The sequence below is a fragment of the Chitinimonas lacunae genome, assembly GCF_042650885.1.
Lineage (GTDB): Bacteria > Pseudomonadota > Gammaproteobacteria > Burkholderiales > Chitinimonadaceae > Chitinimonas_A > Chitinimonas_A lacunae.
On sequence record NZ_JBHSBU010000001.1, the window covers coordinates 1,306,646 to 1,332,461 of the forward strand.

Annotated in this window: 21 protein-coding genes; 12 read left to right on the forward strand and 9 right to left on the reverse strand. The window is 63.0% G+C overall.

Going from position 1 to position 25,816, the window contains the following annotated elements:
- Positions 1–145: 145 nt before the first annotated feature.
- The 5 genes from lapB to cmk all read right to left on the reverse strand — a co-directional run bounded on the left by lapB (position 146) and on the right by cmk (position 4,615).
- A complete protein-coding gene (lapB, locus tag ACFOW7_RS05615; protein ID WP_378161942.1) occupies positions 146–1,309 on the reverse strand; it encodes a lipopolysaccharide assembly protein LapB in 1,164 nt (387 codons plus the stop codon).
- 52 nt (positions 1,310–1,361) lie between these two features.
- Positions 1,362–1,673 (reverse strand): LapA family protein, encoded by a 312-nt coding sequence (locus tag ACFOW7_RS05620; RefSeq protein WP_378161944.1) that lies wholly within the window; start codon positions 1,671–1,673, stop codon positions 1,362–1,364.
- Between the two features lie 152 nt (positions 1,674–1,825).
- The gene (locus tag ACFOW7_RS05625) at positions 1,826–2,113 is read right to left on the reverse strand and encodes an integration host factor subunit beta (protein ID WP_378161946.1); all 288 of its coding nucleotides are present in this window, start codon (positions 2,111–2,113) and stop codon (positions 1,826–1,828) included.
- A 22-nt stretch (positions 2,114–2,135) separates the two neighbouring features.
- Positions 2,136–3,818, reverse strand: coding sequence for a 30S ribosomal protein S1 (gene rpsA, locus ACFOW7_RS05630; protein ID WP_378167980.1), 1,683 nt, complete (start codon positions 3,816–3,818; stop codon positions 2,136–2,138).
- Positions 3,819–3,937: 119 nt separating this feature from the next.
- Positions 3,938–4,615, reverse strand: a complete 678-nt coding sequence (gene cmk / locus ACFOW7_RS05635) for a (d)CMP kinase (RefSeq protein ID WP_378161948.1) — start codon at positions 4,613–4,615, stop codon at positions 3,938–3,940.
- A 458-nt stretch (positions 4,616–5,073) separates the two neighbouring features.
- Between cmk and ACFOW7_RS05640 the strand changes: the two genes are divergently transcribed.
- The 10 genes from ACFOW7_RS05640 (at position 5,074) to ACFOW7_RS05685 (ending at position 20,915) form a co-directional block, all read left to right on the forward strand.
- Entirely contained in the window at positions 5,074–5,994 is a 921-nt protein-coding gene (locus ACFOW7_RS05640; protein ID WP_378161950.1) for an NAD-dependent epimerase/dehydratase family protein, read from the forward strand.
- Positions 5,991–8,750, forward strand: a complete 2,760-nt coding sequence (locus tag ACFOW7_RS05645; protein WP_378161952.1) for a bifunctional glycoside hydrolase 114/ polysaccharide deacetylase family protein — start codon at positions 5,991–5,993, stop codon at positions 8,748–8,750. Before ACFOW7_RS05640 ends, ACFOW7_RS05645 begins: the two co-directional genes overlap by 4 nt.
- Complete coding sequence (locus ACFOW7_RS05650) at positions 8,713–12,534, forward strand: tetratricopeptide repeat protein (protein ID WP_378161954.1); 3,822 nt, start codon at positions 8,713–8,715, stop codon at positions 12,532–12,534. Before ACFOW7_RS05645 ends, ACFOW7_RS05650 begins: the two co-directional genes overlap by 38 nt.
- Before the next feature lie 34 nt (positions 12,535–12,568).
- On the forward strand, positions 12,569–13,111 hold the full coding sequence (locus tag ACFOW7_RS05655) for a hypothetical protein (protein WP_378161956.1): 543 nt from the start codon (positions 12,569–12,571) through the stop codon (positions 13,109–13,111).
- A complete protein-coding gene (locus ACFOW7_RS05660) occupies positions 13,108–14,538 on the forward strand; it encodes a PelD GGDEF domain-containing protein (RefSeq protein WP_378161958.1) in 1,431 nt (476 codons plus the stop codon). The genes ACFOW7_RS05655 and ACFOW7_RS05660 overlap by 4 nt, the downstream gene beginning before the upstream one ends.
- On the forward strand, positions 14,535–15,560 hold the full coding sequence (locus ACFOW7_RS05665) for a hypothetical protein (protein WP_378161961.1): 1,026 nt from the start codon (positions 14,535–14,537) through the stop codon (positions 15,558–15,560). Before ACFOW7_RS05660 ends, ACFOW7_RS05665 begins: the two co-directional genes overlap by 4 nt.
- Positions 15,557–17,107 (forward strand): GT4 family glycosyltransferase PelF, encoded by a 1,551-nt coding sequence (gene pelF / locus ACFOW7_RS05670; RefSeq protein ID WP_378161963.1) that lies wholly within the window; start codon positions 15,557–15,559, stop codon positions 17,105–17,107. Before ACFOW7_RS05665 ends, pelF begins: the two co-directional genes overlap by 4 nt.
- A 292-nt stretch (positions 17,108–17,399) precedes the next feature.
- Positions 17,400–18,770 (forward strand): exopolysaccharide Pel transporter PelG, encoded by a 1,371-nt coding sequence (gene pelG / locus ACFOW7_RS05675; protein WP_378161965.1) that lies wholly within the window; start codon positions 17,400–17,402, stop codon positions 18,768–18,770.
- 55 nt (positions 18,771–18,825) lie between these two features.
- On the forward strand, positions 18,826–19,920 hold the full coding sequence (locus ACFOW7_RS05680; RefSeq protein ID WP_378161968.1) for a PQQ-dependent sugar dehydrogenase: 1,095 nt from the start codon (positions 18,826–18,828) through the stop codon (positions 19,918–19,920).
- Between the two features lie 86 nt (positions 19,921–20,006).
- Positions 20,007–20,915 carry a hydroxymethylglutaryl-CoA lyase gene (locus tag ACFOW7_RS05685; protein WP_378161970.1) on the forward strand — a complete coding sequence of 303 codons (909 nt, stop codon included), beginning with the start codon at positions 20,007–20,009 and terminating at the stop codon, positions 20,913–20,915.
- Positions 20,916–20,924: 9 nt separating this feature from the next.
- Here ACFOW7_RS05685 and ACFOW7_RS05690 read toward each other — a convergent pair whose 3' ends face one another.
- The 4 genes from ACFOW7_RS05690 to ACFOW7_RS05705 all read right to left on the reverse strand — a co-directional run bounded on the left by ACFOW7_RS05690 (position 20,925) and on the right by ACFOW7_RS05705 (position 23,161).
- Complete coding sequence (locus ACFOW7_RS05690) at positions 20,925–21,110, reverse strand: hypothetical protein (protein ID WP_378161972.1); 186 nt, start codon at positions 21,108–21,110, stop codon at positions 20,925–20,927.
- 156 nt (positions 21,111–21,266) lie between these two features.
- Complete coding sequence (gene thpR, locus ACFOW7_RS05695) at positions 21,267–21,800, reverse strand: RNA 2',3'-cyclic phosphodiesterase (protein WP_378161974.1); 534 nt, start codon at positions 21,798–21,800, stop codon at positions 21,267–21,269.
- Positions 21,801–21,850: 50 nt separating this feature from the next.
- Complete coding sequence (locus ACFOW7_RS05700; RefSeq protein ID WP_378161976.1) at positions 21,851–22,099, reverse strand: hypothetical protein; 249 nt, start codon at positions 22,097–22,099, stop codon at positions 21,851–21,853.
- A gap of 267 nt (positions 22,100–22,366) precedes the next feature.
- Positions 22,367–23,161, reverse strand: a complete 795-nt coding sequence (locus ACFOW7_RS05705; protein ID WP_378161978.1) for an MBL fold metallo-hydrolase — start codon at positions 23,159–23,161, stop codon at positions 22,367–22,369.
- 292 nt (positions 23,162–23,453) lie between these two features.
- Between ACFOW7_RS05705 and ACFOW7_RS05710 the strand changes: the two genes are divergently transcribed.
- Entirely contained in the window at positions 23,454–24,977 is a 1,524-nt protein-coding gene (locus ACFOW7_RS05710; protein WP_378161980.1) for a HAMP domain-containing methyl-accepting chemotaxis protein, read from the forward strand.
- A gap of 145 nt (positions 24,978–25,122) precedes the next feature.
- Positions 25,123–25,611: a hypothetical protein gene (locus ACFOW7_RS05715; protein WP_378161982.1), complete on the forward strand. Its 489-nt coding sequence runs from the start codon at positions 25,123–25,125 to the stop codon at positions 25,609–25,611.
- The last annotated feature ends 205 nt before the right edge of the window (positions 25,612–25,816 follow it).

The window sequence follows — 25,816 nt, forward strand, 5'->3', positions numbered from 1 at the left end:
TAGGCAAAAGCGGAAAGCCTACTTGGAAAGCGAAGGCTCACCGCGATAAGAAGGAAGGGCTAGGTGCTGCGAGGCCGCATTATGGCTGGCCTGATACCGAATACCCATGCTTGGTTTTTCCAATCGATTTCGCGTCTGGCGAAGGCTAATGCTTGAGCTGGCCGCGGGCCGGCAGGAACGACTCCCAGTCGTTGCAAGCGGGACAGCGCCAGAAATACTGACGCGCCTTGAAACCGCAACTGGCGCAGTGATACATCGACAATCCGCGCGTCGCGTCGTGGACCAGACGCAAGGTGACATCGAGCTCGGCCTTGCGCTCGGGCGGCGCGGCAGCGGCCTGGGCGTCGAGCAGCTTGACCAGGCCCGGCATGGTCGGATTACGGCGCAGTTCCTCACGCAACCAGTCGTAGGCCAGCGCGCCGCTCTCGGTGGCCGCGATACGCTCATACACCACATCGAGCATATCGAGCTCGGGATAGGTGGCGAGAAAGCCGCGCACCAGCGCCGTGCCCTCTTCGGCTCGGTTGAGCCGGTCGTAGGCATCGAGCAGTTTGCGGGCGGCAAACGGCAGGAAACGGTGGTCTTGCGATTCGATGCGCAGCCAGCATTCGATTGCATCCTCGAAGCGGCCTTCGGCGGCCGCCAGATCACCCAGGATCAGGTTGGCCCGTACACACTTGCGGTGTTCGGCCAGGGCCTGCTGCAAATATTGGTGGGCTTCGCTCGGTTGCGACTTGATCGCGGCCTGATTGGCCAGCTCGCAGTAGAACTCGGCGATCTCGTGCTGGTAGGTATGGCTGGTGTCGCGTAGCTGCTGGGCCACCTCGATGGCCTTCTTCCACTCTTTCTCCTGCTGGTAGATATCGAGCAGATGGCGGCGGGCGGCACGGGCGAACTCGGTTTCGTCGAGTCGGGCGAACAGTTCTTCGGCGCGGTCGAACAGACCGGCCTTCATAAAGTCGAGCGCCAGTTCGTATTGGGCCGACTGTTTGTCGTAGGGACGCAGCTCAGGGCGGTCGAGCAGCTTCTGATGCATGCGGATGGCGCGTTCGATCTCGCCCTTGCGCCGAAACAAATGACCCAGCGCAAATTGCAGCTCGACCGTTTCGCTGTGGTTGCGCGCCAGATCGACAAATACTTCGACCGCCTTGTCGGTGCGGTCGCTCAGCAGATGGTTGAGACCTTCGAAATACTGGCGTGGCAGCAGCTTGGAATCGGATAGCACATGCTTGATATCCACCCGGGCCGCCAGCCAGCCCAGGGTAAAGAAAACCGCCAACAGAATCAGCCACCAGGCTTCGAATTCCACAAGGACTCCTTGGAAAAAGCCGCCCGGAGACCTCGGGCCGGGCGGTTGGCGCTCAGACGACGGCGTCAAGCGGCGCCGACGGTTCGACCTCAGCGGCCGATTTCGGCGCCGGACGCTCGATATAGCGGCGCAGTTGTTTTTTGGTATCGGCCAGTTCGCGGCGCAGGCGGAATACATAGACCAGCATGGCCAACACGCCGGTAACGGCTCCCAGCACGAAGAACACCAGCAGGAACAGCACCAGCGGGCTATCCCATTTCACGCCCAACAGGCCGTTCAGGGTGACGGGATGGGTATTCTGGCTGGCGAAGGCGAACAGCAGCAGAAACACCACGATCTTGACGAACAGGGTTAAGTAGCGCATGGCTGGGTCCGCGAACCGAAATGCGGGCTATTTTACCCGAGATAAGGTTCATCGGTAGTGAGACGGCACGCGGAAAAGAAAACGCGACGCCCTACGACGTCGCGTTTTCCCGGTTCTGATGCACAGCCTCCAGGCGGTGCCAGGGCGAAGGTTTATTCGTCCTGGATATCCACCCGCTCTCTGAGTTCCTTACCTGCCTTGAAGTGGGGCACATATTTTTCCGGCACCGACACCTTGGTGCCGGACTTCGGGTTGCGTCCCACCCGTGGCGGGCGGTAATTCAGATCGAAGCTACCGAAGCCCCGGATTTCGATCCGTTGCCCCCTGGCGAGGCTGGTGGCCATCGCATCGAGGATTGTCTTCACGGCCAATTCGGCGTCCTTCGCCACCAGCTGCGGATAACGCTCCGCGAGCTTGGCGATCAGTTCGGACTTGGTCATGGGGCTCCCTAAAGGCATGGCATCACTCGGCGTTGTTACCGGACAGCTTAGCCTTCAGCAGGGCACCCAGATTGGTCGTGCCGGCACTGCCGGACGATTCGGCCGAGAGCTTGCTCATCGCGCTGGAATCATCAGCGATGTCCTTAGCCTTGATCGACAGATTGATCGAGCGGTTCTTGCGATCGATGTTGATGATCATGGCCTCGACTTCGTCGCCTTCCTTGAGCACCGAACCGATATTCTCGACGCGGTCGCGCGAGATTTCGGTGGCACGCAGGTAGCCTTCGACTTCGTCGCTCAGGGCGATGACGGCACCCTTGGCGTCGAGCGACTTGACCGTACCCTTGACCAGGGAGCCCTTGTCGTGGGTCGAGACGAAGTTGTTGAACGGATCGCCTTCGAGCTGCTTGATGCCCATGGAGATGCGCTCGCGCTCGACATCGATCGACAGCACCACGGCTTCGACTTCATCGCCCTTCTTGTACTGGCGCACGGCTTCTTCGCCAGCCACGTTCCAGCTCAGATCGCTGAGGTGGACCAGGCCGTCGATGCCGCCCGGCAGGCCGATAAACACGCCAAAGTCAGTAATCGACTTGATGGCGCCGCGGATCTTGTCGCCCTTCTTGTAGTTGGCGGCAAATTCGTCCCACGGATTGGCCATGCACTGCTTCATGCCCAGCGAGATACGGCGACGGTCTTCGTCGATCTCGAGAATCATCACTTCGACTTCGTCGCCGAGCTGGACGACCTTGGTCGGGTGGATGTTCTTGTTGGTCCAGTCCATTTCGGACACGTGGACCAGACCTTCGATGCCTTGTTCGATTTCGACGAAGGCGCCGTAGTCGGTCAGGTTGGTGACCTTGCCGAACAGGCGGGTGCCCGACGGGTAGCGACGGCCCAGGCCGATCCACGGATCTTCGCCCAGCTGCTTGAGGCCGAGGCTGACGCGGTTCTTCTCTTGGTCGAACTTGAGCACCTTGGCAGTGACTTCATCACCCACCGACAGCACTTCGCTCGGGTGCTTGACACGGCGCCAGGCCAGATCGGTGATATGCAGCAGACCATCGATGCCGCCCAGGTCGACGAACGCACCGTAGTCGGTGATGTTCTTGACGATGCCCTTGACCACAGCGCCTTCTTGCAGCGTGGACAGGAGCTTCTCGCGCTCTTCGCCCATGGTCTCTTCGAGCACGGCGCGACGCGAAACCACCACGTTGTTGCGCTTGCGGTCGAGCTTGATGACCTTGAATTCGACTTGTTTGCCTTCAAACGGGCTGGTGTCCTTGATCGGACGGATGTCGACCAGCGAGCCCGGCAGGAAGGCGCGGATGCCGTTGATCATGACGGTCAGACCGCCCTTGACCTTGCCCGAGATCACACCGGACATGATCGAGCCCTTTTCGAGCGCTTCTTCGAGCTCGATCCAGGCGGCCAGGCGCTTGGCCTTTTCACGCGACAGCTTGGTTTCGCCGTAGCCGTTTTCGAGACTGTCGATCGCGACCTGCACGAAATCACCGACCTTAACGGCCAGTTCGCCCTGGTCGTTCTTGAATTCGTTGATGTCGATCAGGCTCTCGGACTTGAGACCGGCGTTCACCACGATGAACTTGTCTTCGATGCCGACAACTTCAGCGGTGATCACCTCACCGAGGCGCATCTCCTTGTACTGGAGGCTTTCCTCGAAGAGGGCGGCAAAACTTTCCATAGCGTTGGAAGCAACAGCGGTAGTCATTAAGGGTTGTCCAATTTCCCAGGCGAAGCGAACCTCGCTTGGGGTTAGTTGATAAAGCCTGGCCCCGCATTGCGCGTGGGCCGGCACCTACTTCACGGTCGGGAAGACTGGACGGTCTCCCACCAACCGAGCACCGTCCGCACGGCCTGGTCGATGGTCATTGCTGAGGTGTCGAGCAGTCGGGCGTCGGGCAATTGCACCAGAGGCGCAACAGTGCGCGCGCTGTCTCGCGCATCGCGCTGCTGAATGTCCTCCAGAATCTTTTGGATTGTAACGTCTTCCCCTTTTGCAATCAACTGCTTATGGCGCCGTTCGGCTCTTACCTCGGCAGTTGCGGTCAAAAATACCTTGAGTTGGGCCTGGGGGAAGACCACGGAACCCATATCGCGACCGTCAGCCACCAGGCCCGGCAGCCGCTGGAAGGCGCGCTGGCGTGCCAGCAGGGCATCGCGTACCGGCGCCAGTGCCGCCACGCGCGAAGCGCCCTCGCCGATTGCCTCGCTGCGGATCGCTTCGGTAGCCTCTTCGCCATCGAGCAGAATCACCCCTTCGACGAAACTCGCATCAAGCGCCCGCGCCACTTCGGTCAATCCCTCGACATCGTCGAACAGCACGCCGCGCCGTACTGCCGCCAGGGCAGTCAGGCGGTACAGTGCACCGGAGTCGAGATAGTGGAATTCCAGCGCTGCCGCGACCCGGGCAGCGACGGTACCTTTGCCGGATGCCGACGGGCCGTCCAGAGCGATCACCGGAGCAAGAATATCGATCATAGGGATTCCAGAAACGAGACGTCCGGCCACGACTGGCCCGGACAGACGAAACCGCCATTTTCCCGCCTCGCTCGCCAACTGTCGATAGCCCGATAGCACAAAGCAACTGTGGGTACGATAGTTGCCCCACATCACCCCGCCTTTTGTCGGATTGTACAAACCGCCCGTCGAATAAAACCTTGGCTTTTCATGCTCACCCGCCATGAGCGCTCACGCCAGGGATTTATGTTTATCCACAACTTTGGACTCGGCGATAGCTTATATATATGTGTAAATCCCCTTATTCCAGCCGCCTTCAATTCCATATGCATAAAACCTGCCTCGTTTTGCTGGCTTGTTATCTGATTAGTAGTTACAAATAAAGCGATTGACTCGATAGCAAACTTGATTAGCATGCTCGGCGACACGAGCCTGTGCCCGAGCGTCAACTGACTTCCCTGCCCACCAGGAGTAACCCCATGGAATGCATTCTGATTACCGGCGGTGCCGGCTTTATCGGTTCGCACAGTGCCGAGCGTCTCCTGGCCGCCGGGCAGGCGGTACGGGTGTTCGACGATTTCTCCAGCGGCCGCCGCGCCAATCTGCCCAGTCATCCCCAGTTGGAAATCGTCACAGGTGATATTCGTGACCTTGCCGCGGTCGAGCGCAGCATGGCCGGTTGCAGCCGGGTGCTCCATCTGGCGGCGCAGGTCTCGGTGCGGGCCTCAGTCGAAGCGCCATGCGACTCGGCTTCGCGCAATCTGACCGGTTTTCTCAATGTGCTCGACGCGGCCCGTCGCCTGGGCATCGGCCGCCTGGTCTATGCCTCCTCGGCCGCCGTCTACGGCCAGCCACGCGATCTGCCGCTCGACGAGCAGTCGCCGGTTCAGCCCGTCTCTCCCTACGGGCTGGAAAAACTGATCAACGACCAGTACGCCGCCCTGTTCGGCTCGCTCTACGGCCTGTCCTGCCTCGGTCTGCGCTACTTCAACGTCTACGGTCCGCGCCAGGATCCCCATTCCCCCTATGCCGGGGTGCTGTCCAAATTCACCGACCGGCTGCGCCAGGGCCAGGGCTTGACCGTCTTTGGCGATGGCGAACAGACACGCGACTTTATCTATGTGAAGGATGTCGCCGAGTTCAACCACCGCGCCCTGTTCAGCGAGCACAGCGGTGTGCTCAATGTCGCCACGGGCCACAGCCGTTCGCTCAATTCGGTGATCACGGTGCTGGGCAGCATTCTTGGCCGTGCGCCCGAAGTGACGCTGGCACCACGGCCCGAAGGCGATATCGTGCATTCGGCCAGCCGCAACGATGCCCTGACCGCAGCGCTGGGTACCCATGATTTCGTGGCGCTGGAACAGGGTCTGCGTCGCCTACTCGAAGCTGGCGCCTCGTGAAGCAGTTATGGCGTCTGCTGGTGCTATGGGCGCTGTGCTGCGCGATGGTGGGTTGGGCCGCCGACCAGCCGGCCCTGGCTTTCTTCTATGGTGCCGATCCGCCGCTCGACGAGCTGCGAGCCTTCGACCGGGTGGTGCTCGAGCCGGGACAGCTGGCCAAGGCGCCGCCCGCCCGGCCTGAAACGCGCTGGTATGCCTATCTGAGCGTGGGTGAGATCAGCCCCGATCGCCCCTATTTCTCCACGGTGCCCAAGGCATGGCTCAAAGGCGAGAACCGGGCCTGGAACAGCCGGGTGATCGACCAGACCGCCGCCGACTGGCCGGCATTTCTGGTCGAGCGCATCGTCACGCCGCTGTGGGAACGCGGTTGGCGGGCTTTTTTCCTCGACACCCTGGACAGCTATCACCTGATCGCGCCCGACCCTGCCAGCCGTGCCGCACAGGAAGCCGGGCTCAAGCGTGCCCTGCGGGCGATCAAGTCGCGCTATCCCGAAGCAAGGCTGCTGTTCAACCGCGGGTTTGAAATCCTGCCGGATCTCCATCCCATCGCGGATGGGGTGGTCGCCGAGTCGCTCTATGCCGGCTGGGATGCCAGCACCCGCCGCTATCGCGAGGTTCCGGAAGCCGACCGGCGCTGGCTGCTTGAGCAGCTGGGCCGTGCCGCACGCGACTGGAAGCTCCCGGTCGCCGCCATCGACTATCTGCCGCCTGGCCGCCGGGCCGAGGCACGCAGCGTGGCGGCCAGGATCATGGCCCATGGCATCACCCCGTGGGTCGCCAACCCCGAACTCGATTATCTGGGCGTCGGCACCATCGAGGTATTGCCGCGCAAGGTGGCCGTGCTGTACGACAGCCAGCAGTTCAACGATCTGACCTATGCCGATCCGCAGCGCTATCTGGCCACGCCGCTCAACTACCTCGGACTCGTGCCGCAGTATTTCGACACCCGTAAACCGCTTCCCGGCTTTGTGCTGGCCGGGCGCTACGCTGGAGTGGTGAGCTGGCTCAACAGCGACAGCGCCGGCGACACGGCCCAGCTCAAGCGCTGGTTCGACCGCCAGCTTGGCGACGGCGTACCGCTGGCCTTCCTGTCGCGCTTTGGCATCTCCGACGACAGTTGGCTGGCCGGGTGGGGCCTGCATTTCGGCAATGAGGAAACCGACCCGAAAAAACCGGTCGAAGTGGTCCATAGCGAGCCCGGGGTAAGTTTCGAGGTCAAGCCCTATCCTGAGCGCGATGCTTTCCGGCCCTTGCGGCTCGAACGCGGCAAGCCCTGGCTGACCCTGCAAAACGGCGCCCTGCGCGCCGATGCCGTCGCCATCACGCCCTGGGGCGGCTATGCGCTTGAGCCGTTTACCGTGATCACCATGCCGGGCAGCAATGGCAGCGACACCTTCTGGGTGCTCGAACCGCTGCGTTTTCTGCGCGAAGCGCTGCAACTGCCCGAGATGCCGATTGCCGATACCACCACCGAAAACGGTCGCCGGCTCTGGCTTACCCATATCGACGGCGATGGCTTTCCGAGCCGGGCCGAGCTGCCCGGCACGCCCTTGGCGGGTGAGGTGATGTTGCGCGACTTCCTGGCCGTCTATCAGGTACCCACCACCGTTTCGGTGATCGAGGCCGAAGTCGCGCCGCACGGTCTGTTTCCGGCGCTGGCGCCGCAACTTGAATCGATTGCCAAGCGCATCTTCGCCCTGCCCCATATCGAGATCGCCAGCCATTCCTATTCCCACCCGTTCAAATGGCAGGCTTTCGAACAGGCGGGAGAAGTCGAGGAAGGGGTCAGTCTGGCGGTCAAGGGCTATGTATTCAGCGCCGAGCGCGAGATCGGCGGCTCGCTCGACTATATCGACCGCCGGCTGGCACCAGCCGGCAAGCGGGCCCAGGTATTCCTGTGGACCGGCAACTGCAATCCCTCGACCGAAGTGGTGGCTTCGGCCTATGCCCATGGGGTGCGCAATATGAACGGCGGTGAGACCACCATTACCCGCACCCGCCCGAGCTGGACCCGGATTGCCCCGCTTGGCCTCGATAAAGGCCAGGGTTTTCAGGTGTTTGCGCCGATGCAGAACGAGAACATCTACACCAATCTGTGGAGCGGGCCGTACTGGGGCTTTCGCCGGGTGATCGAGACTTTCGAGATGACCGAACTGCCACGGCGCTGGAAACCGATCAACATCTACTACCACACCTATTCGGCAAGCAAACCAGCTGCCATTGAGGCGCTACATCAGGTCTACCGTTGGGCTCAAAAGCAGCAAACTCTGCCATTATTTGCTTCGGCCTATATCGACAAGGTGCTCGATTTCAACCGGCTGGTCATCGCCCGCCACGGTGAGGGCTGGCGCATCCGGGGCGATGGTGCCTTACGGACTTTCCGGCTACCCGAGACGCTGCCCGCGCCTGACTTCTCTCGCAGCCAGGGCCTGGCCGGCTGGCGGGTACAGACGCAGGGGCGCTATCTGCATCTGAGCGACGGCCGCCATGCCGAGCTGCTGCCGGCCGCGCAGGCACGTCCGCCCTATCTGCACGATGCCAATGGCCGGCTGACCCGCTGGGAGCGCGAGGAAGGTGTCGTGCGGCTCGGCCTTGATGCCGCCGTGGCACTCGAATTCGCCCTGGTCCAGCCACCGGGCTGCCGGCTCGAACTGAACGGCCGGCCGCTGCGGCCGGTTGCAGTCGAGCAGGCCATCCATCGTTACCGACTCGCCGACCATGCCGCCGAGCGACTCGAACTCCGCTGCCCGTCTTGATCTGGCCCGTGGCACCGCGCCGGTGCCGCGTGACCGCCTGTTCCCGCCCACCACCGTCCTGGCACTGGCGGCGGCGGTGGCGGGCGCCCTGGCACTGATCTTTCCGCGTTCACAGGAACTCTCGGCCATCGCCGCCCAGGCCCGCACCAATGAATTGTCACTGCAATACCTGCGCAATCTGGTACGGGCCAGCCCGACCGACAGCGAACTGCAATGGTTGCTGGCCGAACAGGAATTGTCGCTCGGCCATTATCACGTCGCCCGCGGCATCGTCGGCGCGGCCCGCGAGCATGCCGACCGGACCGAGCATCGGCGCGCCGACCTGCTGTTATTGCGTGCCGCCATCGCCGAGCGCGACCGGACCGACCCGGGGCGCCGTACCGTGGCACGCGATCAGGCACTGCGGCAGGAAATCCGCCAACTGCTCGACCGCCTGCTGGCCCCGGGCGAATGGTCATATGAGTCGCTGGACCTGCTGCTGCGTGAAATCCTGCGCGATCCGGCCGGTGAATCGCTGCTGGACCAGCTCTATCAACGACTCGAACGCGACCGCCGTGCCAGTGCCGAGGACTGCGAACGGGTCGGCCAACGACTGCTCGCCGTCGGACAGCCACGCCAGGCTGCCCGTTTCCTGCTGCTGGCCGAACAGCGTGCCGCCAGTCCGGCGGAGCGACGCCGGCTGCTGCTGGCAGGTCTACAGGCCCTCCAGGCTGCCAACGCCTACTCCGAACTCGCACAGGTCCTGGCACAGCCGCTTGAGCGTTTTGGCGACGATCAGGCGCTGTGGCAGCAACTGACCCGGATGGCGCTGGCCGTCGGCCGACCCGATCTGGCCGAGCGCTTTATCAAACGGGCGCTGCGCATGGCCCTGCTGCGGCGCTATCAGGCCGAACGGCTCCAGTTTGCCGCACTGGGCGGCCCGGTCAGCGGCGGGCAGTTGGTCAAGGTCGCCACCGGCGAGCCCGCCGCCACGTTCGACGATGCGCTCTATCTGCTGGGCTATCAGGTCTTCCTGGCCAACCGTAACCTCGACGACGCCTATCTGCTGGCCCGGGCGGCAGTCCAGGCCAGACCCGACGACCGGGCCTGGCGCACCCGGCTCGCTCAGGTGACGCGCTGGCTGAACCGTCCGGACGAGAGCCTCCGCCACTGGCTTGATGCGGCCCGGCTGGGCGAACCGACTGCGTGGGAAGAAATCCGCGTGCTCAGCGTCCAGACGCTGGACCCGGTCCTCAAACGCGAAGCGCTCGAAACCTTGCTGCGCAGCGGCCACGCCAGCGGCGAAGCGCTCGATCAACTGGTGGCGGCTTATGACGCCAATGGCCAGCCGGAACAGGCGATCCAGTTGCTGCGCCAACAATATGGGAAACAAAGAGAAAAAAAACTGCTAGATCGACTGGCTCAGTATCAACGCTGGATAGGCGATATATCTGGCGCCGAAGAAACCTATCGTTTGGAATGGAAAGATTTCGGACTAGACCCAGTTCTAGCCCAGAAACTGGCCCAGGTGCTGTTGCAGACGCGGCGACCCGAAGCGGCCTTCGAGGTGCTCGACAGTCTGGCACGCGACACCGGGCAGACCCCGCCGCCACCGTTCTGGAAGTTCTATGGCGAACTGGCCCTGATGCTGCAACGGCCCGAAGCAGCCCGGCACGGTTATCGACAGGCCCTGGCAGTCGAGGAGCCGGCATTGGCCGATCTGCTGGCCTATTACAGCCTCAGCCGGGAAAGCGACCCGACCGAAGCGCGCCGCGCCGCCTGGCTGGGCTGGCAGCGCCATCGCCATCCGGTTCTGCTGCTGGGCTGGCTCGAACTGGGACAGGCCGCGGGCGACTGGAGCGAGCTGGAACGGTTCTTCGCCAGCCAGACCACCGAGGCCCAGACATTGATGGCACAGCAGCCGCGCTACTGGCTGATCCGCGCCCAGACTGCCCTGCAAGGCGGACGACTACGGCAGGCGCGCGACGACTACCGCACGGCGCTGCGGCTTGACCCGGGCAATAACGGCTTACGGGCCGGCTATCTGTGGATGATGGTCGATAGCCGCAATCTGAGCGAACTGAACCAATTGGTCGAAAACTGGCGCGAGGCGGCCCGACACGACCGCCAGCTCGGCCAGGCCATGGGGGCAGCGCTGCTGGCGCTGGGCCGGCCGATGGAAGCGCGCGATTACTACCGCGCCGAACTGCGCCGGATGCGTGCTGCCCGCCAGGAGCCAGACCGGCTCTGGCTCACCACCTATGCAGAAATCCTGACCCAGGCCAATCAGCCCGAGTCGGCCAAGCGGGTGCGTCAGGCGCTATGGCAGCAATTGCGTCAGGCGGCGCGAGACAATCCGCAGCGTTTCCTGCGCACCCCGGATGAACTCGAACGGTTGGCCCAGCTGGCGCTCAGCGAGAGCGCAGGTGATGCCCAAAGCGCCATCTTCCGCACCCTGCTGCGCGAGCGCAGTCAGGACGAGAATGAAGCCGTGGCGCGGGCCGAATTGCTGCTCAACTGGCAGCTGGTCCAGGAAAAGTTCGACCCGGCCCATTACGCCATGTGGCTGCGCCAGGCGCGCGGGCTGAGCACGCCGGCTTATCTGTCGATGCTGACGGCGCTCAACCGCGACGATACCGAGCAGATCGGCCAGTTGCTGCTGCGCCAGCAGGACGCCGTCTCGGTCTATGACCGGGTCTATGCCGCCCGCGCGCTTGGCCGGCTGGGGGAGGAGCGGGCCTGGGTGGCCGCGGCGCTGACCGCGCGGCCCGATGATGAGATCCTTCAGCAGCAGTTCCAGGAAGCCTTCTGGCGCCGTACCGGCCGCCTTGCGCTGGCGGCCGAATCGAACCGGCGCGGGCCACTGGAAAGCGGCAGCCATCGGATTGAACTGCTGTTTCCGTATAGTGCCCATGGCCGGCTTGAACTGGCCGTCCGCGACGAGCGCCAGCGCAACCGCGACCCCTTGGCGCTGGGCGCCGTCCCCGTGCGCGATCGTCGCTACGCGCTGGCTTTCGGCCATGGCGGCGCCAGCTATCAATGGCGGCTCGAAGCCGAACGGCGCGAAGCGCGCGAGCGCTTTGGCAGCCTGCTGCTCGAAGCCAACTGGCAGGCCCAGCGCGATCTGGGATTACGGCTGGCCCTGGGCCAGCGGCGGCCGGCCGATGACTCGGTCGCGCTACGGGTGGCCGGCCGACGCGACCATGGTTCGCTGGGTCTCGATCTGCGGCTGGGTCGGCGCGAATATCTGCGCGTCGATTATCAGGACAGCCGCTTTGAAACCCAGTCGGGCCGGCCACTTGGCCGCGGCCGCCAATTGACCTGGGAAGCGGGCTACCGGCTGCGGCTCGACCCGCCCGATCTGGGTATCCGGCTGAGCGGGAGCGATGCGCGCTACCGTCATGACGGCGAGGTGCCGCCCGGTTATCTTGATCTGATCCCGCGCCGGCCGGAGCCGCAGCAGGAGCCCGAACCAGAAGGCCGGCCTTTCCTGCCTTTCTTCCTGCCGCAGTCGGGTCGGCAATACCAGTTGTCCGTCGGTTTCAACGAAACCGAAAGCACTGGCTACCGCCGCGCCCTGACGGCCTTCGGCAGCGCCGGGCTGGTCTACCACGAGCGCAGCGGCGCCGGCTACGAGGCGCGCCTGGGCATAAGCGGCAGCCTGTTCGGCGCCATGCCCAATGGGGTGGACCGGCTGTCCTTCTACCTGTTGCAATCGCGCGGCGCCCGGGCCGGCAGCCGCGACCTTACCCGCCAGATCGGCTTGCAATGGCAATATTGGTTCGACAAACCCGCCCTGCGCTGAACTGCCTGGCGCTTATTCCAACAAGGATTCGACCGTGAACGCCCTGCCCTCCCTTCCGCCCCGTCTTGCCGCCGGCCTCGCCGCACTGTGGCTGGCCGGCTGCGCCACCCTGCAGGCCAGCCAGCCGCCGAGCTACCAGACCGATGCCCAGTGGGCGCTGCTGCCTATCGTCAACAATACCGAGACCCCGCAAGCGGGACTGCGGGCCGAATCGATCACCTATGCGCTGCTCCAGGCCCAAGGCCTGGCCGGCCTGCGCCGCTATCCGGCCGATCTCAATCCGGAGACCCTGTTCGAGCCGGCCGAGCGCAAGGTGCTCGCCAATGCGCTCGATTGGGCCAAGCGCGAAGGCGTGCGCTATGCCGTCACGGGCGCCGTCGATGAATGGCGCTACAAGGTGGGCATGGATGGCGAGCCGGCTGTCGGGGTCAGCCTCAGCGTGATCGAGGTCGAGACCGGCCGCACGGTCTGGAGCGGCGTCGGCGGTAAAACCGGCTGGAGCCGCGAATCGCTCGCTGGCGTTGGTCAGAAACTGATCGGGTCGCTGCTCGAGAAAGCCAAGCTGCCGCAACGATGAGCCGTACCACCGCTCCGCTGCCGGGTCGGCTTTCCCGGCTACGTCGCAGTCTGTCGGCCCGCTTTGCCCTGCATGGCGAGGTCGATTTCGCCTGGGCGGCACTGGAAACCCTGCTGCTGACGCTCGCTACGGCCGGCCTGTGTACCTGGCTCAACCCGGACGACCCGCTGGGCCGCCAGAGCGGCTGGCCCTGGCCCTGGTTCGCCCCCTGGCTGCTGGCGCTGCGCTACGGGGTCAGCGCCGGCCTGTTTTCCACCGCCCTGCTGCTGGCCTGGTGGTGGGTAGGCCAGCGCTATGCTCTCGCTGCCTTTGGCGAATTTCCCAAGCTCTACTATCTGGGCGGGCTGATCGCCACCATGCTGGCCGGAGAATTCTCGGGCAACTGGCAAATCCGCCTGCGCCGGGTCAGCGAGACCAACGACTATCTGTACGAGCGGCTGCGGCGGGTTTCCAATAACTACTATCTGGTCAAGCTGTCGCACGACCGGCTGGAGCACGAGTTCCTGCTCAAGCCAACTACCATGCGCGATGCACTCGATGCGCTGAAATCGCAGCTCGCCCGGCGGCAGCACAGCGCCAGTGAAACCACCGAGCAACTCAACCCGACCGAGGCCGACGCCTTCCTGCGTCTGCTCAACCAGTTCTGCGGCATCGAGCAGGCCGGCTATTACCGTTTTCCGCTCGATTCACCCGACCCGCTGGCTTATCTGGGGGCCAATCCCGGTGAGGAAGCCCTGCAGCGGCTTGCCGTCGATGATGCCATGGTGCGGCACTGCCTCGAGCGCAAGCTGCTGACCCATCTCGAAACCGAAGCGATCGGCCGTCAGCATGAAACCGCCTATCAGGTGGTGGCACCAGTCCTGACCTCGGATGATCGTCTGCTCGGGCTGATCGCCGTGCGGCATATCGGTTTCTTCGCGCTGCATCAGGAAACCTTGCTGATGATGACGGCGCTGACCAGCTATCTGGCCGACAGCCTGGCCCAGCCGCTGGCCACCCGCCAGTTGCTGGCACAGCGGCCCGACTGCCCGGCCGACTTCGCCGAGGAACTGGGCAAGCTGGCGCTGCTGGCCCGCCAGGCGCAGATCGAGAGCTGGCTGGTGCTGCAAGTGTTCTCGCACCCGGCCGGCAACGACACCATCGAGGCGATCCGCCGGATGCGGCGCGGGCTCGATGGGGTCTGGCTGTTTCCGGGAAGCGGACAGAGCGCTGTGCTGTCGCTGCTGCCGATGACCAATGCCGCGGGCGTGGATGGCTATCTACAGCGGATCGCCAAATGGCTCGACGATCTCCATGGCGGCGATTTCGCCTTGCAGCACCGGCGGGTCCATGTCCAGCCGGTGGGCGGCCGCGATCTGCGCGAACTGATCAGCAAGGCGCTGAGCGCGCTGCCGGCTGAGCTGCGCGCTACCGGCGTACCGTCATGAGCGCGGCCAAGCTGCTCTATTACGCCAGCGCCGTCGATCTCGGCACCTTTGCGGCGCTGGCGGCAGGTCCGGACGAGCCGTGGCGGGTCGCCACGCTGCTGCTGGTGCATGGTCTGTGCTGCTGGGTATTCGCCTGGGCCTGCCGCTTCAGCCTGCCGCCGCACTATCAGATTCCGGCCAGGCTGCCGCTGTTGCTGTTTTTCTCGCTGTGCTTCTTCATCCCCTGCATCAGCGTGCTTGGCCTGCTGCTGTCGGCGCTGCTGGCGCGGCGGGTGCGGCAGCGCATCCACTACGCCCCGTTTGGCGAAGTCGAGCCGCCCAACTACCGCTCGGGCCAGGGGCAGTCGCCGCGCGCCTATGCCGCGGGCGGAATCAAGGCGCTGCTATTTAACGCCGGCGCCGGCCTTGAAGTGCGGATGCGGGCGCTGCTGACCACCCAGGCCATGCCGCGCCGCATGGCCAATCCGCTGCTGCAGCGCGCCCTGGCCGGCGATACCGACGATATCCGCCTGGTCGCCTACGGCATCCTGTCGAGTCAGGAGCGCGAGATTGGCGAGCGCATCCACCAGCTCCAGCACCAATATGTCGAAGAAGGCGATGAAGAGGCCGAGTTCGAGCGTGACCGCAAGCTCGCACAATTGCATTGGGAACTGGTGCATAACCAGCTCGTCCAGGGCGATATGTGGCGCTATACGCTCGACGAAGCCGAACGGCTGGTCTTTGCCAGCCTCGACCGCCGCTCCAACGATGCCGCCCTGTGGATGCTGCTGGGCAAGATCCGCCACGAGCGTGGCCGTTATGAAGCCGCCGCCGAAGCCTTTGCGGCGGCGCGGCTGTTTGGCTATTCCTACGACAGCATCCTGCCCTATCTGGCCGAACATGCCTGGCGCCAGCGCGACTATGCCGCCGTGCGCCAGTTGATGAACCAGATGGCCTCGGCCGGCCCCTCGCCGCTGATCGCCGCCCTGCACCGTTATTGGACTGGCCCGGCCAGCACCAGCCCCACTACGCTCACACCATGACCGACCCCAATCCTGCCCAGCGACGTGCCCGCTCTGCCGATATCGCCCTGCTGCTCGAAGGCACCTACCCCTATATCAGCGGCGGGGTATCGAGCTGGGTGCACCAGATGGTGACCGCGTTCTCCGACTACCGCTTCGCCCTGGTGTTCATTGGCAGCAAGGCCGACGAATACGGCGAGCCGCGCTATCAGATGCCACCCAATGTGGTCCATCTGGAAACCCATTTCCTGCACACCCCGCACAGCGAAGCCGAGGCCCGGCCACGCGCCGGCGATGCGCAGACCATCGCCACCGTGGCCGAGCTGCACGACTGGTTCCGCCAGGGCCGCGGCAGCGGCGGCGATGCGGTCTTTCGCCAATTGGCCGAGATGCTGCTGGCGCGCGAGGACGTCGGCCGCGACGAATTTCTCTACGCCCGCACCGCCTGGGACTATATCTGCCGCCAATACCGCGAGCGCTGTACCGATCCGTCCTTCGTCGACTATTTCTGGACCGTGCGCTCGATGCACGAGCCGCTGTGGACGCTGGCCAAGGTCACCCAGACCCTGATCCCGGTACGGCTCTACCATACGATCTCGACCGGTTACGCCGGCTATCTGGGCGCACTGCTCAAACAGCATCGCGGCCGGCCGCTGCTGACCTCGGAGCACGGCATCTATACCAAGGAGCGCAAGATCGATCTGTTCCAGAGCGCCTGGGTGCGCGACAACCGCGATGTATTCCAGAAACACGCCTCGGAACTGAGCTATTTCCGCACGCTGTGGATACGCTTCTTCCAGGGGCTGGGCCTGGCCTGCTACCAGGCGTCCGACCGTATCGTCGCCCTGTACGAGAACAACCGGCTGCGCCAGATCGAAGACGGCGCCCCGGCCGAGCGCACCCTCAATATCCCCAACGGCATCAAGCTCAACCGCTTCGCCCCGATCCGCAGCGTGCGCAGCGACGCACCCGACAGCCCGCCTGTGCTCTGCCTGCTGGGCCGGGTGGTGCCGATCAAGGACATCAAGACCTTTATCCGGGCCATGCGCACCGTGGTGAACCAGCTGCCCGAGGCCGAAGGCTGGATCGTCGGCCCCGACAACGAAGACCCCGACTACGCCAAGGAATGCCGCGCCCTGGCCCAGGGCCTGGGACTGGCCGACCGGGTCAAGTTCCTCGGCTTTCAAAAGCCCGAGGACATCTTTCCCAAGGTCAAGCTATTGGTGCTCAGCTCGATCAGTGAAGCACTGCCCCTGTCGCTGCTCGAGGGCTACGCCGCGGGCATCCCGGGCGTCACCACCGATGTCGGCTCGTGCCGCCAGCTGATCTTCGGTCTCGATGCCGAAGACCAGGCCATCGGGCCTTCGGGCGATGTGGTGCCGATCGCCAATCCTGAGGCGCTCGGCAAGTCCTGTCTGCGTCTGCTCAAGGATTTCGCGCTCTGGCAGGGCTGCCAGCAGGCCGCCATCTGCCGGGTGGAACGCTATTACACCGATGATCTGATGTTCGGACGCTACCGCGATCTGTACGGGGAATTGCTGGCGCAAAGCCCGGCCCTGCCGCACTAGACGCTGTCCTTTTCCATCCGGACAGCAACGGACACCGGGGCGGGCCGAAAGCCTCGGATAGCGCAGCGTGTCCGAACCAGTCAGCATGCGCAGCGCTGCCCTGTCCCGTGCCGCGGACACCCAGGCGACCTTGCCGCACGAAACAGGAAAGAAAGCGGGTAGCAGACGGTGGGGTGCCGCAGTCTTTGCACGCCATCTCAAGCCAGAAAAATAGAAAATTTTAAAAAATTATTATTTACCCCTTCATGTCTTGCAGACATTTGGCACAAAAATGACCGAATAAGGAAACCCCATGGCCGGCATAGGCTTTGAACTGCGCAAGCTGCTGAACCGCAAGGGCTATCTGGGTTTGTTCCAGGGCTATCTCTACGCCGGGCTGATCAGCTCGGGGCCGTGGATATTGTCGATTCTGGGTGTGTTGCTGATCGGTTTTTTCAGTCTGGCAGTGGTGGTGCCGCATTACCTGATCATCCAGTTCCAGGTATCGGTGACCTATCTGATGGCGCTGAGCCTGATACTGACCGGTTTTCTCCAGCTCGCCTTCACCCGTTTTATCGCCGACCGCCTGTTCGAGCATAAAGATTACCTGGTGCTGGCCAATTTCCACGGCGCCATCCTGATCACCACCTGCGCCAGCGGCCTGTTGGGCGGGCTGGCGGCTTTGCTGCTATTCCAGGGTGAGAGCGTGATCTACCGGCTGCTGCTGACCGGAACGTTTGTGGTGATGTCGGATATCTGGATCGCAGCGATCTTTCTCTCGGGCATGAAGCGCTACAAGGCGATTCTGGCGATGTTCCTGCTGGGCTACGGCATCACCGTGCTGGCGGCACTGGCGCTGCGGCCGTGGGGTCTCGAGGGCCTGCTGGGCGGTTTCTTCTTAGGCCAGGGAATATTGCTGTACGGCATGATGGTGCTGGTGCTGCGCGACTTCCCCGGTGCCGACTTCGTGCGCTTCGACTTTCTGCAGGCGCGCAAACAATATCCCAGCCTGATCTGGATCGGCTTTCTCTACAACCTGGGAATCTGGAGCGACAAGCTGATCTTCTGGTATTACCCGCATACCTCGACGGCAGTCATCGGGCCGCTGCGGGCGTCGGAAATCTACGACTTTCCGATTTTCCTGGCTTATCTGTCGATCATTCCCGGGATGGCGGTGTTTCTGGTGCGAATGGAAACCGATTTCGTCGAGTATTACGAGAAGTTCTACAACGCTGTCCGCGAAGGCGAAACGCTGCGTTATATCGAAGAGACGCGCAACCAGATGGTTGCCACGATCCGCCAGGGGGTAGCCGAGATCGTCAAGATCCAGGGCATCGCCATCTTGCTGGTGTTTGCGCTCGGTCCCGCGCTGCTCGACAGCCTGGGGATTTCGCAGCTCCATCTGCCGCTGCTGTATGTCGATGTAGTGTCGGCGGGTCTACAGGTGGTGTTTCTGGGACTGCTCAATGTGTTTTTCTATCTCGATCGCCGCCGTATCGTGCTGGGGCTGACCCTGCTGTTTCTGGTGGCCAATATCAGCCTGACCGCACTCAGTCTGCGGCTGGGCGCGCCATTCTTCGGCTACGGCTTTGCGCTGGCCATGCTGCTGACGGTGACGGTGGCCATGCTGGTGCTCGACCGCAAGATCGATTCGCTCGAATACGAGACCTTCATGCTGCAATAGCGTCGGGTGCGCCGCTTGCTGCGGCGGCTGCGACCGTTCTGCCGAGGAGGACATCATGTCGCGTATCGCCGTTCTCGCCTTGTTCACTGTTCTTGCGCTGAGTCCGCCAGCGAGCGCCGAAGAACCATTGCCGCTTGACCGCATCAAGCTGCCGCCCGGTTTCCGGATCGAGCTGCTGGCCCGGATTCCCAACGCCCGCGCCATGACCTGGGGCGAACAAGGCACCCTGTTTGTCGGCAGCATGGCCGAAGGCAAGGTCTACGCCCTCAAGCCCGGGGCGCGCGAGCCGGTGGTGCTGCTGCGCAATCTGAACCGGCCCATCGGTGTGGCTTTCCGCCAGGGCAGCCTGTATGTGTCGGCAGTTGACCGTATCGTGCGTCTGCCCGGCATCGAAAGCCGGCTCGACAATCCACCCGCCGCGGAAACGGTTTACGACGGCCTGCCCGACAATAATCACCATGGCGGCCGCTTTATCGGGTTCGGTCCTGACGGGCTGTTGTATATCGGCGTCGGCGCCCCGTGCAATCTATGCAAACGGCCGCCTGAGCGCTTTGCCAATATCCTGCGCATGCGGGTCGAAACGGCCGCCAGGCCCGAACCCTACGCGATCGGCGTGCGCAACACGGTGGGTTTTGACTGGCAACCGGGCAGCAGCAAGCTCTGGTTCACCGACAATGGCCGCGATCTGATGGGCGACGATATTCCGCCCGATGAACTCAACCGGGCCGATCAGGCAGGTCAGCATTTTGGCTACCCCTACTGCCACGGCGGCGATATTGCCGACCCGGAATTCGGCGAGGAGCGCCCGTGCCGCCAGTTCGTCCCACCCCAGCAAAAACTCGACCCCCATGTGGCGGCACTGGGCATGCGCTTTTATCGGGGCAGCCAGTTTCCGGCCGAATACCGGGGACAGATCTTTATCGCCGAACACGGCTCGTGGAACCGCTCGAAGAAATCGGGCTACCGGCTCACACTGGTGACGGTGCAAGGCGAACGCGCCACTGGCTACCGTACCTTTGCCGAAGGCTGGATGCAGGACGAAAAGGCCTGGGGCCGCCCGGTCGATATCCTGAACGCCCCGGACGGCAGTCTGCTGGTATCGGATGACTTCGCCGGTGCAGTGTATCGGATCAGCTACCAAACCCCGTGACCCGGCAACGCTGGCGGCGCGGCCCGTATTAAGATGCCGGCTCGTCCGGCGCGACCGGTCCGTTACAACCGTTCCACGAGGTATCCATGGCTTTTCCGCAGCAGGTGAAGATCGTCGAAGTCGGGCCGCGCGACGGCTTGCAGAATGAGAAAATCCCGGTCGAGACGGCCGATAAGCTGGCCTTTATCGACCTGCTCGGCGAAACGGGTCTGGCGGTGATCGAAGCCACGGCCTTTGTCTCCCCCAAATGGGTGCCGCAGATGGCCGATCATGAGGCGGTCATGCGCGGCCTGCGGCGGCGGCCCGGCGTTCGCTATCCGGTGCTGGTGCCCAATATGCAGGGCTACCAGGCCGCCCGCGCTGCCGGCGGCGACGAGATCGCCGTGTTCGGGGCGGCCTCTGAAGCGTTTTCGCGCAAAAACATCAATTGCTCGATCGAAGAGAGCCTCGCCCGCTTTGCCCCGGTGATCGAGGCCGCCCATGCCGACGGGGTGGCGGTGCGTGGTTATGTGTCCTGCGTGCTGGGCTGCCCCTACCAGGGCGAGGTGGTGGTCGAGGAAGTGGTCAAGGTGGCCAAGGCCCTCTATCAGATGGGCTGCTACGAGATTTCGCTGGGCGACACCATCGGAGTGGGCACCCCACTCAAGGCGCGCCGGATGATCGAGGCAGTCGCGGCCGAAGTGCCCATCGCCAAGCTGGCGGCGCATTTCCACGATACCTGGGGTCAGGCGCTGGCCAATCTGTATGCGGTGCTGGAGCAGGGCGTCGCCACCATCGACAGCTCGGCGTCAGGGCTCGGAGGCTGTCCGTATGCCCGTGGCGCCAGCGGAAATGTGGCGACGGAAGATGTGGTCTATCTGTTGAACGGTCTTGGAATCGAGACTGGGGTGGATCTGGAGAAACTGGCCGCAGCCGGACGCTTCATCAATGAAAAGCTGGGCCGCAGCCCAGCTTCGAAAGCCGCTGCCGCGCTCGCTGCGCGGCAGGATGGTTGAGCACACGCCTCAACGGTGGTACTGGCCCCGAGGCGGCAGACGCAGCCGTTCGGCTGCCATGGCTTCATCCACGGTCAGCAGCCTGGGCTGTACCACCGGCACCGCCCGCTCCGGACAGTTCACCTGGGCTGCCTGTGCCGGGGCGCTGCGGGGGGCTTCGAGGCTACCGCTTGCCATATCGAAAATCGTCAACATGATTCAACCCTCCGCGCAATGGACGTCGACGGACGTCCTGTTGCGAATATCGGGAGAACTGAGCCGTTTTGCAATAGCTTCGAGCCCTAGCCAGGGTTCACCCTAGTCCCCACCCAACCATTACGCTGGCTTGCACAGGCGGCGATGGCAAAATTATCAATCGCCAGCCGCACTCGCCGCGAAGCGGGCCAGATCACGGTACGATGATCCGGCCTGCCCCGGTTGCGATTGCACCAAGGCAAAATCCCGCACGGTCCACTCGAAAGCCGCTGTCACCGTCGCCGGCACCGCGCGCACGGAGCGCCGCAGCAAAGTGAGATGCGGTGTAAAGCGTTTACGGTCAAAGCCCAATCCGGCCTGCTCCAATGCTGTGCGCACCGCCTGCGCCAGTTCGGCCAGCGCCGGACTGTCCTGAGCCAGCCCCAGCCACACCACGCCATTGTCCCAACGGGCCAAACGGGCCAAACACAGGGTAAATGGCGCGAACTTCAGCGCAGCCAGTGCCGCTTGCAAGGCCGGCAAACGCTCAGCTGCCGTGTCGCCCAGAAAAGCCAGCGTCAGATGCAGCGCCTCGGGCGCGACCGGACGGCCACCGCAGTCCTGCTGCAAGCCAACAGCCAGCCGGCTCAAAGCCGGTTTGAGTTCGGATGGCGGATAGACAGCCAGAAACAGTCGCAGCGGCTCAGACATAACGGCCCTCGTGATAAGAGCGGGTGGCAGCGGACGCCACCCCGGCTCAGTCAACCCATGCTCATGGAAAACCCGCCGCCCGCACTGCCTCCAGCAGCGGTTTCCCGTTTGACCAGCATCTGGCGTTCCTCCCCCGTCCAAAGCTGCCGGACCACGCTGGAAACAGCCGTTTTCGCCCGTCCAAAGCCGTTCTCGATGGGGTGATTGGACGGTTTGCCAGCCAAATCCCCGACAGCTAGGCGGCTCTGACGGCAATTTCGCAAAAAAACTAGGGAATCTGCGCCGAAAACGTCTTGCATTTGGGTCTTCCCTGGCTATATTGACCTTACTCAGCCTGTCTTGAATGTTTGTAGCGCTGCCCCAGACGGCAGCGCCACGTTCTCCCTCGAAGGCGGCCCGGGCCGCCTTACTGACAAGCCGACGCGAATCCGCGTCGGCTTCGTTTTATCTGCTTTTGCCTGCTTAGCTCATCTGAATGACTCATGCACCAACCCCGGACACAAATATATTCTTTATTCTATTTTACGAATCATATCTAGCAAGTAATTTGCACATTATTTTCCATCTTAGGCCGGCACCCGATAGTTCTCCGCTTCAAAACGGTCGATGCCGCATTCGAGCACGGCAATCCAGTCAAGAAAGGCCAGGATGGCCTCACGGCCGACGAAACGACGCCCGTGCTGCGGCACCATCTGTTCGATCTCACCGCGTTCCACCAGCGGCCGCACCATCGCCGCCCACAGACGACAGGCTTTGTTCGACACCATATAGCGGCGATGGAAGGCTTCCATGGTTCGCAGATGGTCACGCAGCGCGGCGCGGCCGACCACGGGCGTCTCGACTGCCTGATGCGGCACCATCGAGGCGCCCATATCGCCGGAAAACAGAATCCGCGCCCGGGTGTCGAGAAAATGGAAATTACCTTCGGCATGTAGAAAATGCGCAGGCAGCGCCACCAGCGTGGTGAGGCCAAGCGAAAAGCGCAGCCCTTCGTCGGGCAGGCCGACGATCCGCCCGGCCGTATTGCCGGCGCTACAGAAATGCGGCACGAAGCGCGCCCACAACTTCGAGACCAGAAGGGTACAGCGCGTCGTCACCAACCATTTATTGAGCGAGGCGACGATATCGGGGTCGGCATGGGAAGCGAGGATGTATTTAAGGTCGCGTGCCGGAAAGTATTGAGCCATGGCCATGATCAAGCCGTTGTAGGTCATATTACCGGCCGGATCGATCAAGGCCCCTTCACCGCCTGACATCAGCAGAAATTGATTGGCCTGAACGGCCTCGTCGTCAGCGTCGTCAACCAGATCGGAAAACAGCAGGCAACGGTGGTCGCCGTCTTCATAAAGCGTAATGGCCATGGAGCGGGGGAATATAGGAAAACGGCAACTGTAAGCAGTCCGCCCCAGCCGTATCTTGCTTCATATCAAAGTTTGACCGGAAAAGCCCGCCTCGCACTGCTATAAAAATGGCAATTGACGGCGCGATGAATCGTTTTTTTTCAAAGAAATCGCCTCATTGTCAGCTCAGCCTTGCAAGCCACCAGACAATGACATTTGCATTTTTTAATAAAAATATTATATAAACAACCGACCCGATACCAGCGCGGGAAACGGGTGATGAACATCGTTCGCTTCGGACTGGAGAAAGACCGTGAAGATACGCAGCAAGCTGATCGTTCTGGTAGGCGGTCTGTTGGTGGTCATCGCTGCTCTGGGATTGCACAGTCTGTATACCCAGCAGCGTATCAATCACTGGTTTGAGCAAACCCACCGCTCGCGCATGCTGCCGCTCAACGATCTCAAGGTGGTGGCGGATATGTACGCGGTCAATATCGTTGACACCACCCACAAAGCCAACCACGGCTCCATCACTCCGGCCCAGGCGCGTGCCAATCTGGCCGAAGCACGGCGGCGCATCAGCGAGCATTGGCAGCGCTACCGCACCCAAGTGGTGTTGCCCGAAGAACAACAACTGGTCGAAGTGGCCAACGCCGCCACCGGCCGCGCCGACACCCTTACCAGCGCCATCGACGCCGCCCTGGAAAAACAGGATGCCGCCGAAATCGACCGGCTGGCGCGCCAGCAGCTCTACCCTTCGATCGACCCGGTCTCCGATGCCATCAGCAAACTGGTCGAACTGCAATTGCGCGAAGGCGGTCGCAATTTCGCTACGGCGCAGGAGGACTACCGTAGCGCCCGCATCGGCACCCTGACCACCATCGTGCTGGTGCTGCTGGCAGCGGCAGTGGCCAGTCTCTGGCTGCTCCATAGCATCAACGTCAAGATCGCCGCCAGCTACAACGCCCTGATCAGCAGCATCGGCGCCCTGGTCCGCACTGCCTCCCAGGCCGTGGCCGAAGTGCGCGACGAGGCCCATAGCATGGCCGGCATCTCCAGCCAGACCGCCGAGCTATCGCATCGCGGCAACGACGCCACCAGCTCGATGGCTGCCGCCATCCAGCAGATCACCGACAGCATCGGCCATATCAGCGACAGCGCCCAACAAGCCCATCAACTGGGCGAGCAGACCCGCAAACTGGCCCAGGACGGCGCTTCGCAGATCCGCAGTACGGTGGAACGTATCGGTTCGGTCGAGCAGGCGGTCAATGCCGCGGCGGCCAAAGTCCAGACGCTGGGCAGCGATGCGGCACAGATCGATTCGGTGGTATCGGTCATCAAGGCCGTCGCCGAGCAGACCAATCTGCTGGCCCTCAACGCCGCCATCGAAGCGGCCCGTGCAGGTGAAGCCGGCCGCGGCTTTGCGGTGGTGGCCGATGAAGTCAGAAAGCTCGCCGAACGCACGGCACTCGCGACGGTCGATATCCAGGCCATGGCCGGCCGGATCGGCAAGAACGGCAGCGAGGCAGTCCAGAGCATGGGCAATACCATGGCGCGTGTTCAGGAATGCAGCACCCTGGCCGGCCAGGCCGGCACCGCCATCGCGGAGATTCTGCGCGATGCCGAAGCCGAGGGGCAGGCCATCACCGCGATCGCCGATGCTTTGCGCGAGCACAAGCTCGGTACGGTCGAAATCGCCAGACAAGTCGAGCGCATCGCCGGAATGAGTGAGGAGAGCCATCTGGCTACCCAGCGCATGCGCCACGGCTCGGAAAGCCTCCATGGCCTGACCGAGCGACTACAGCAGGAAATCAGCAAATTCCGCCACGGCGATTGAACCGGCCATTTATATAGAAAATATTGTGCAAAATAACTGCAAGGTATTTAGCCAATAGAATAAGAAATTCTTGCAAAAGTGACAAAATACCCGGTTTGGCACCGAACCGATGCAGCCAAGGTATCTGTGAAGCGAAGGTCATCTGATGAGCAACATCATGAAATTCAAGCAGTTCGACAACTGTCTGCGCGATGCCGACATTGTCTCGATGGACGAGGCCAACGACGGCCCATACGAGGCGGCAGAAAATTGGCTGGGCCAATTCTCTTACGCCGACTGGATCGAACTCGAATTGCAGTGGAGCAAACGGCCCGCCAACTGGCGCATCTGCCTCGCTTCACTGCTGCGCCCGCAGCAAGGCCCGGCCGCCGAGCGGCTGCTGCTCGATATGGTGCGCGACCCCAATGAAACCGTGGCCTTCCGTGCCCTGTTGCAAGTGACTTTCTACTGCGGCGTGATCAGCGCCGAACGCGGCACCCTGATCAACTCGGCGATTCGCGTCCCGCGCTTTCTGTCGCTGGTCCGCCGCGAACCCTTCCTTGGCCGCCATATCGAGCGCATCAGCGCCTTCTCGGCCGAGCCGTTCCGACTGCAATTCCGCCGCCTGCTCGATACCCTGCATAAACCGGCCTAGCGTATTGGCAGCCAATCCGGCGTCAGCGCATCCCGCCCCCAAAGCGCAGCCGTGACACTCAACCAGTGCTTAGCAGATCTCCGGAAAACTCGGCATCGGTGGAACTGGATATGGCACGTCAGGTTTAGGCCGAGCAAGCAGCGTTGCTGGGAACGCCGATTGAGAGGAAAAGGCGCTAACGGCGACTCCGCTTTAAACACAAAAC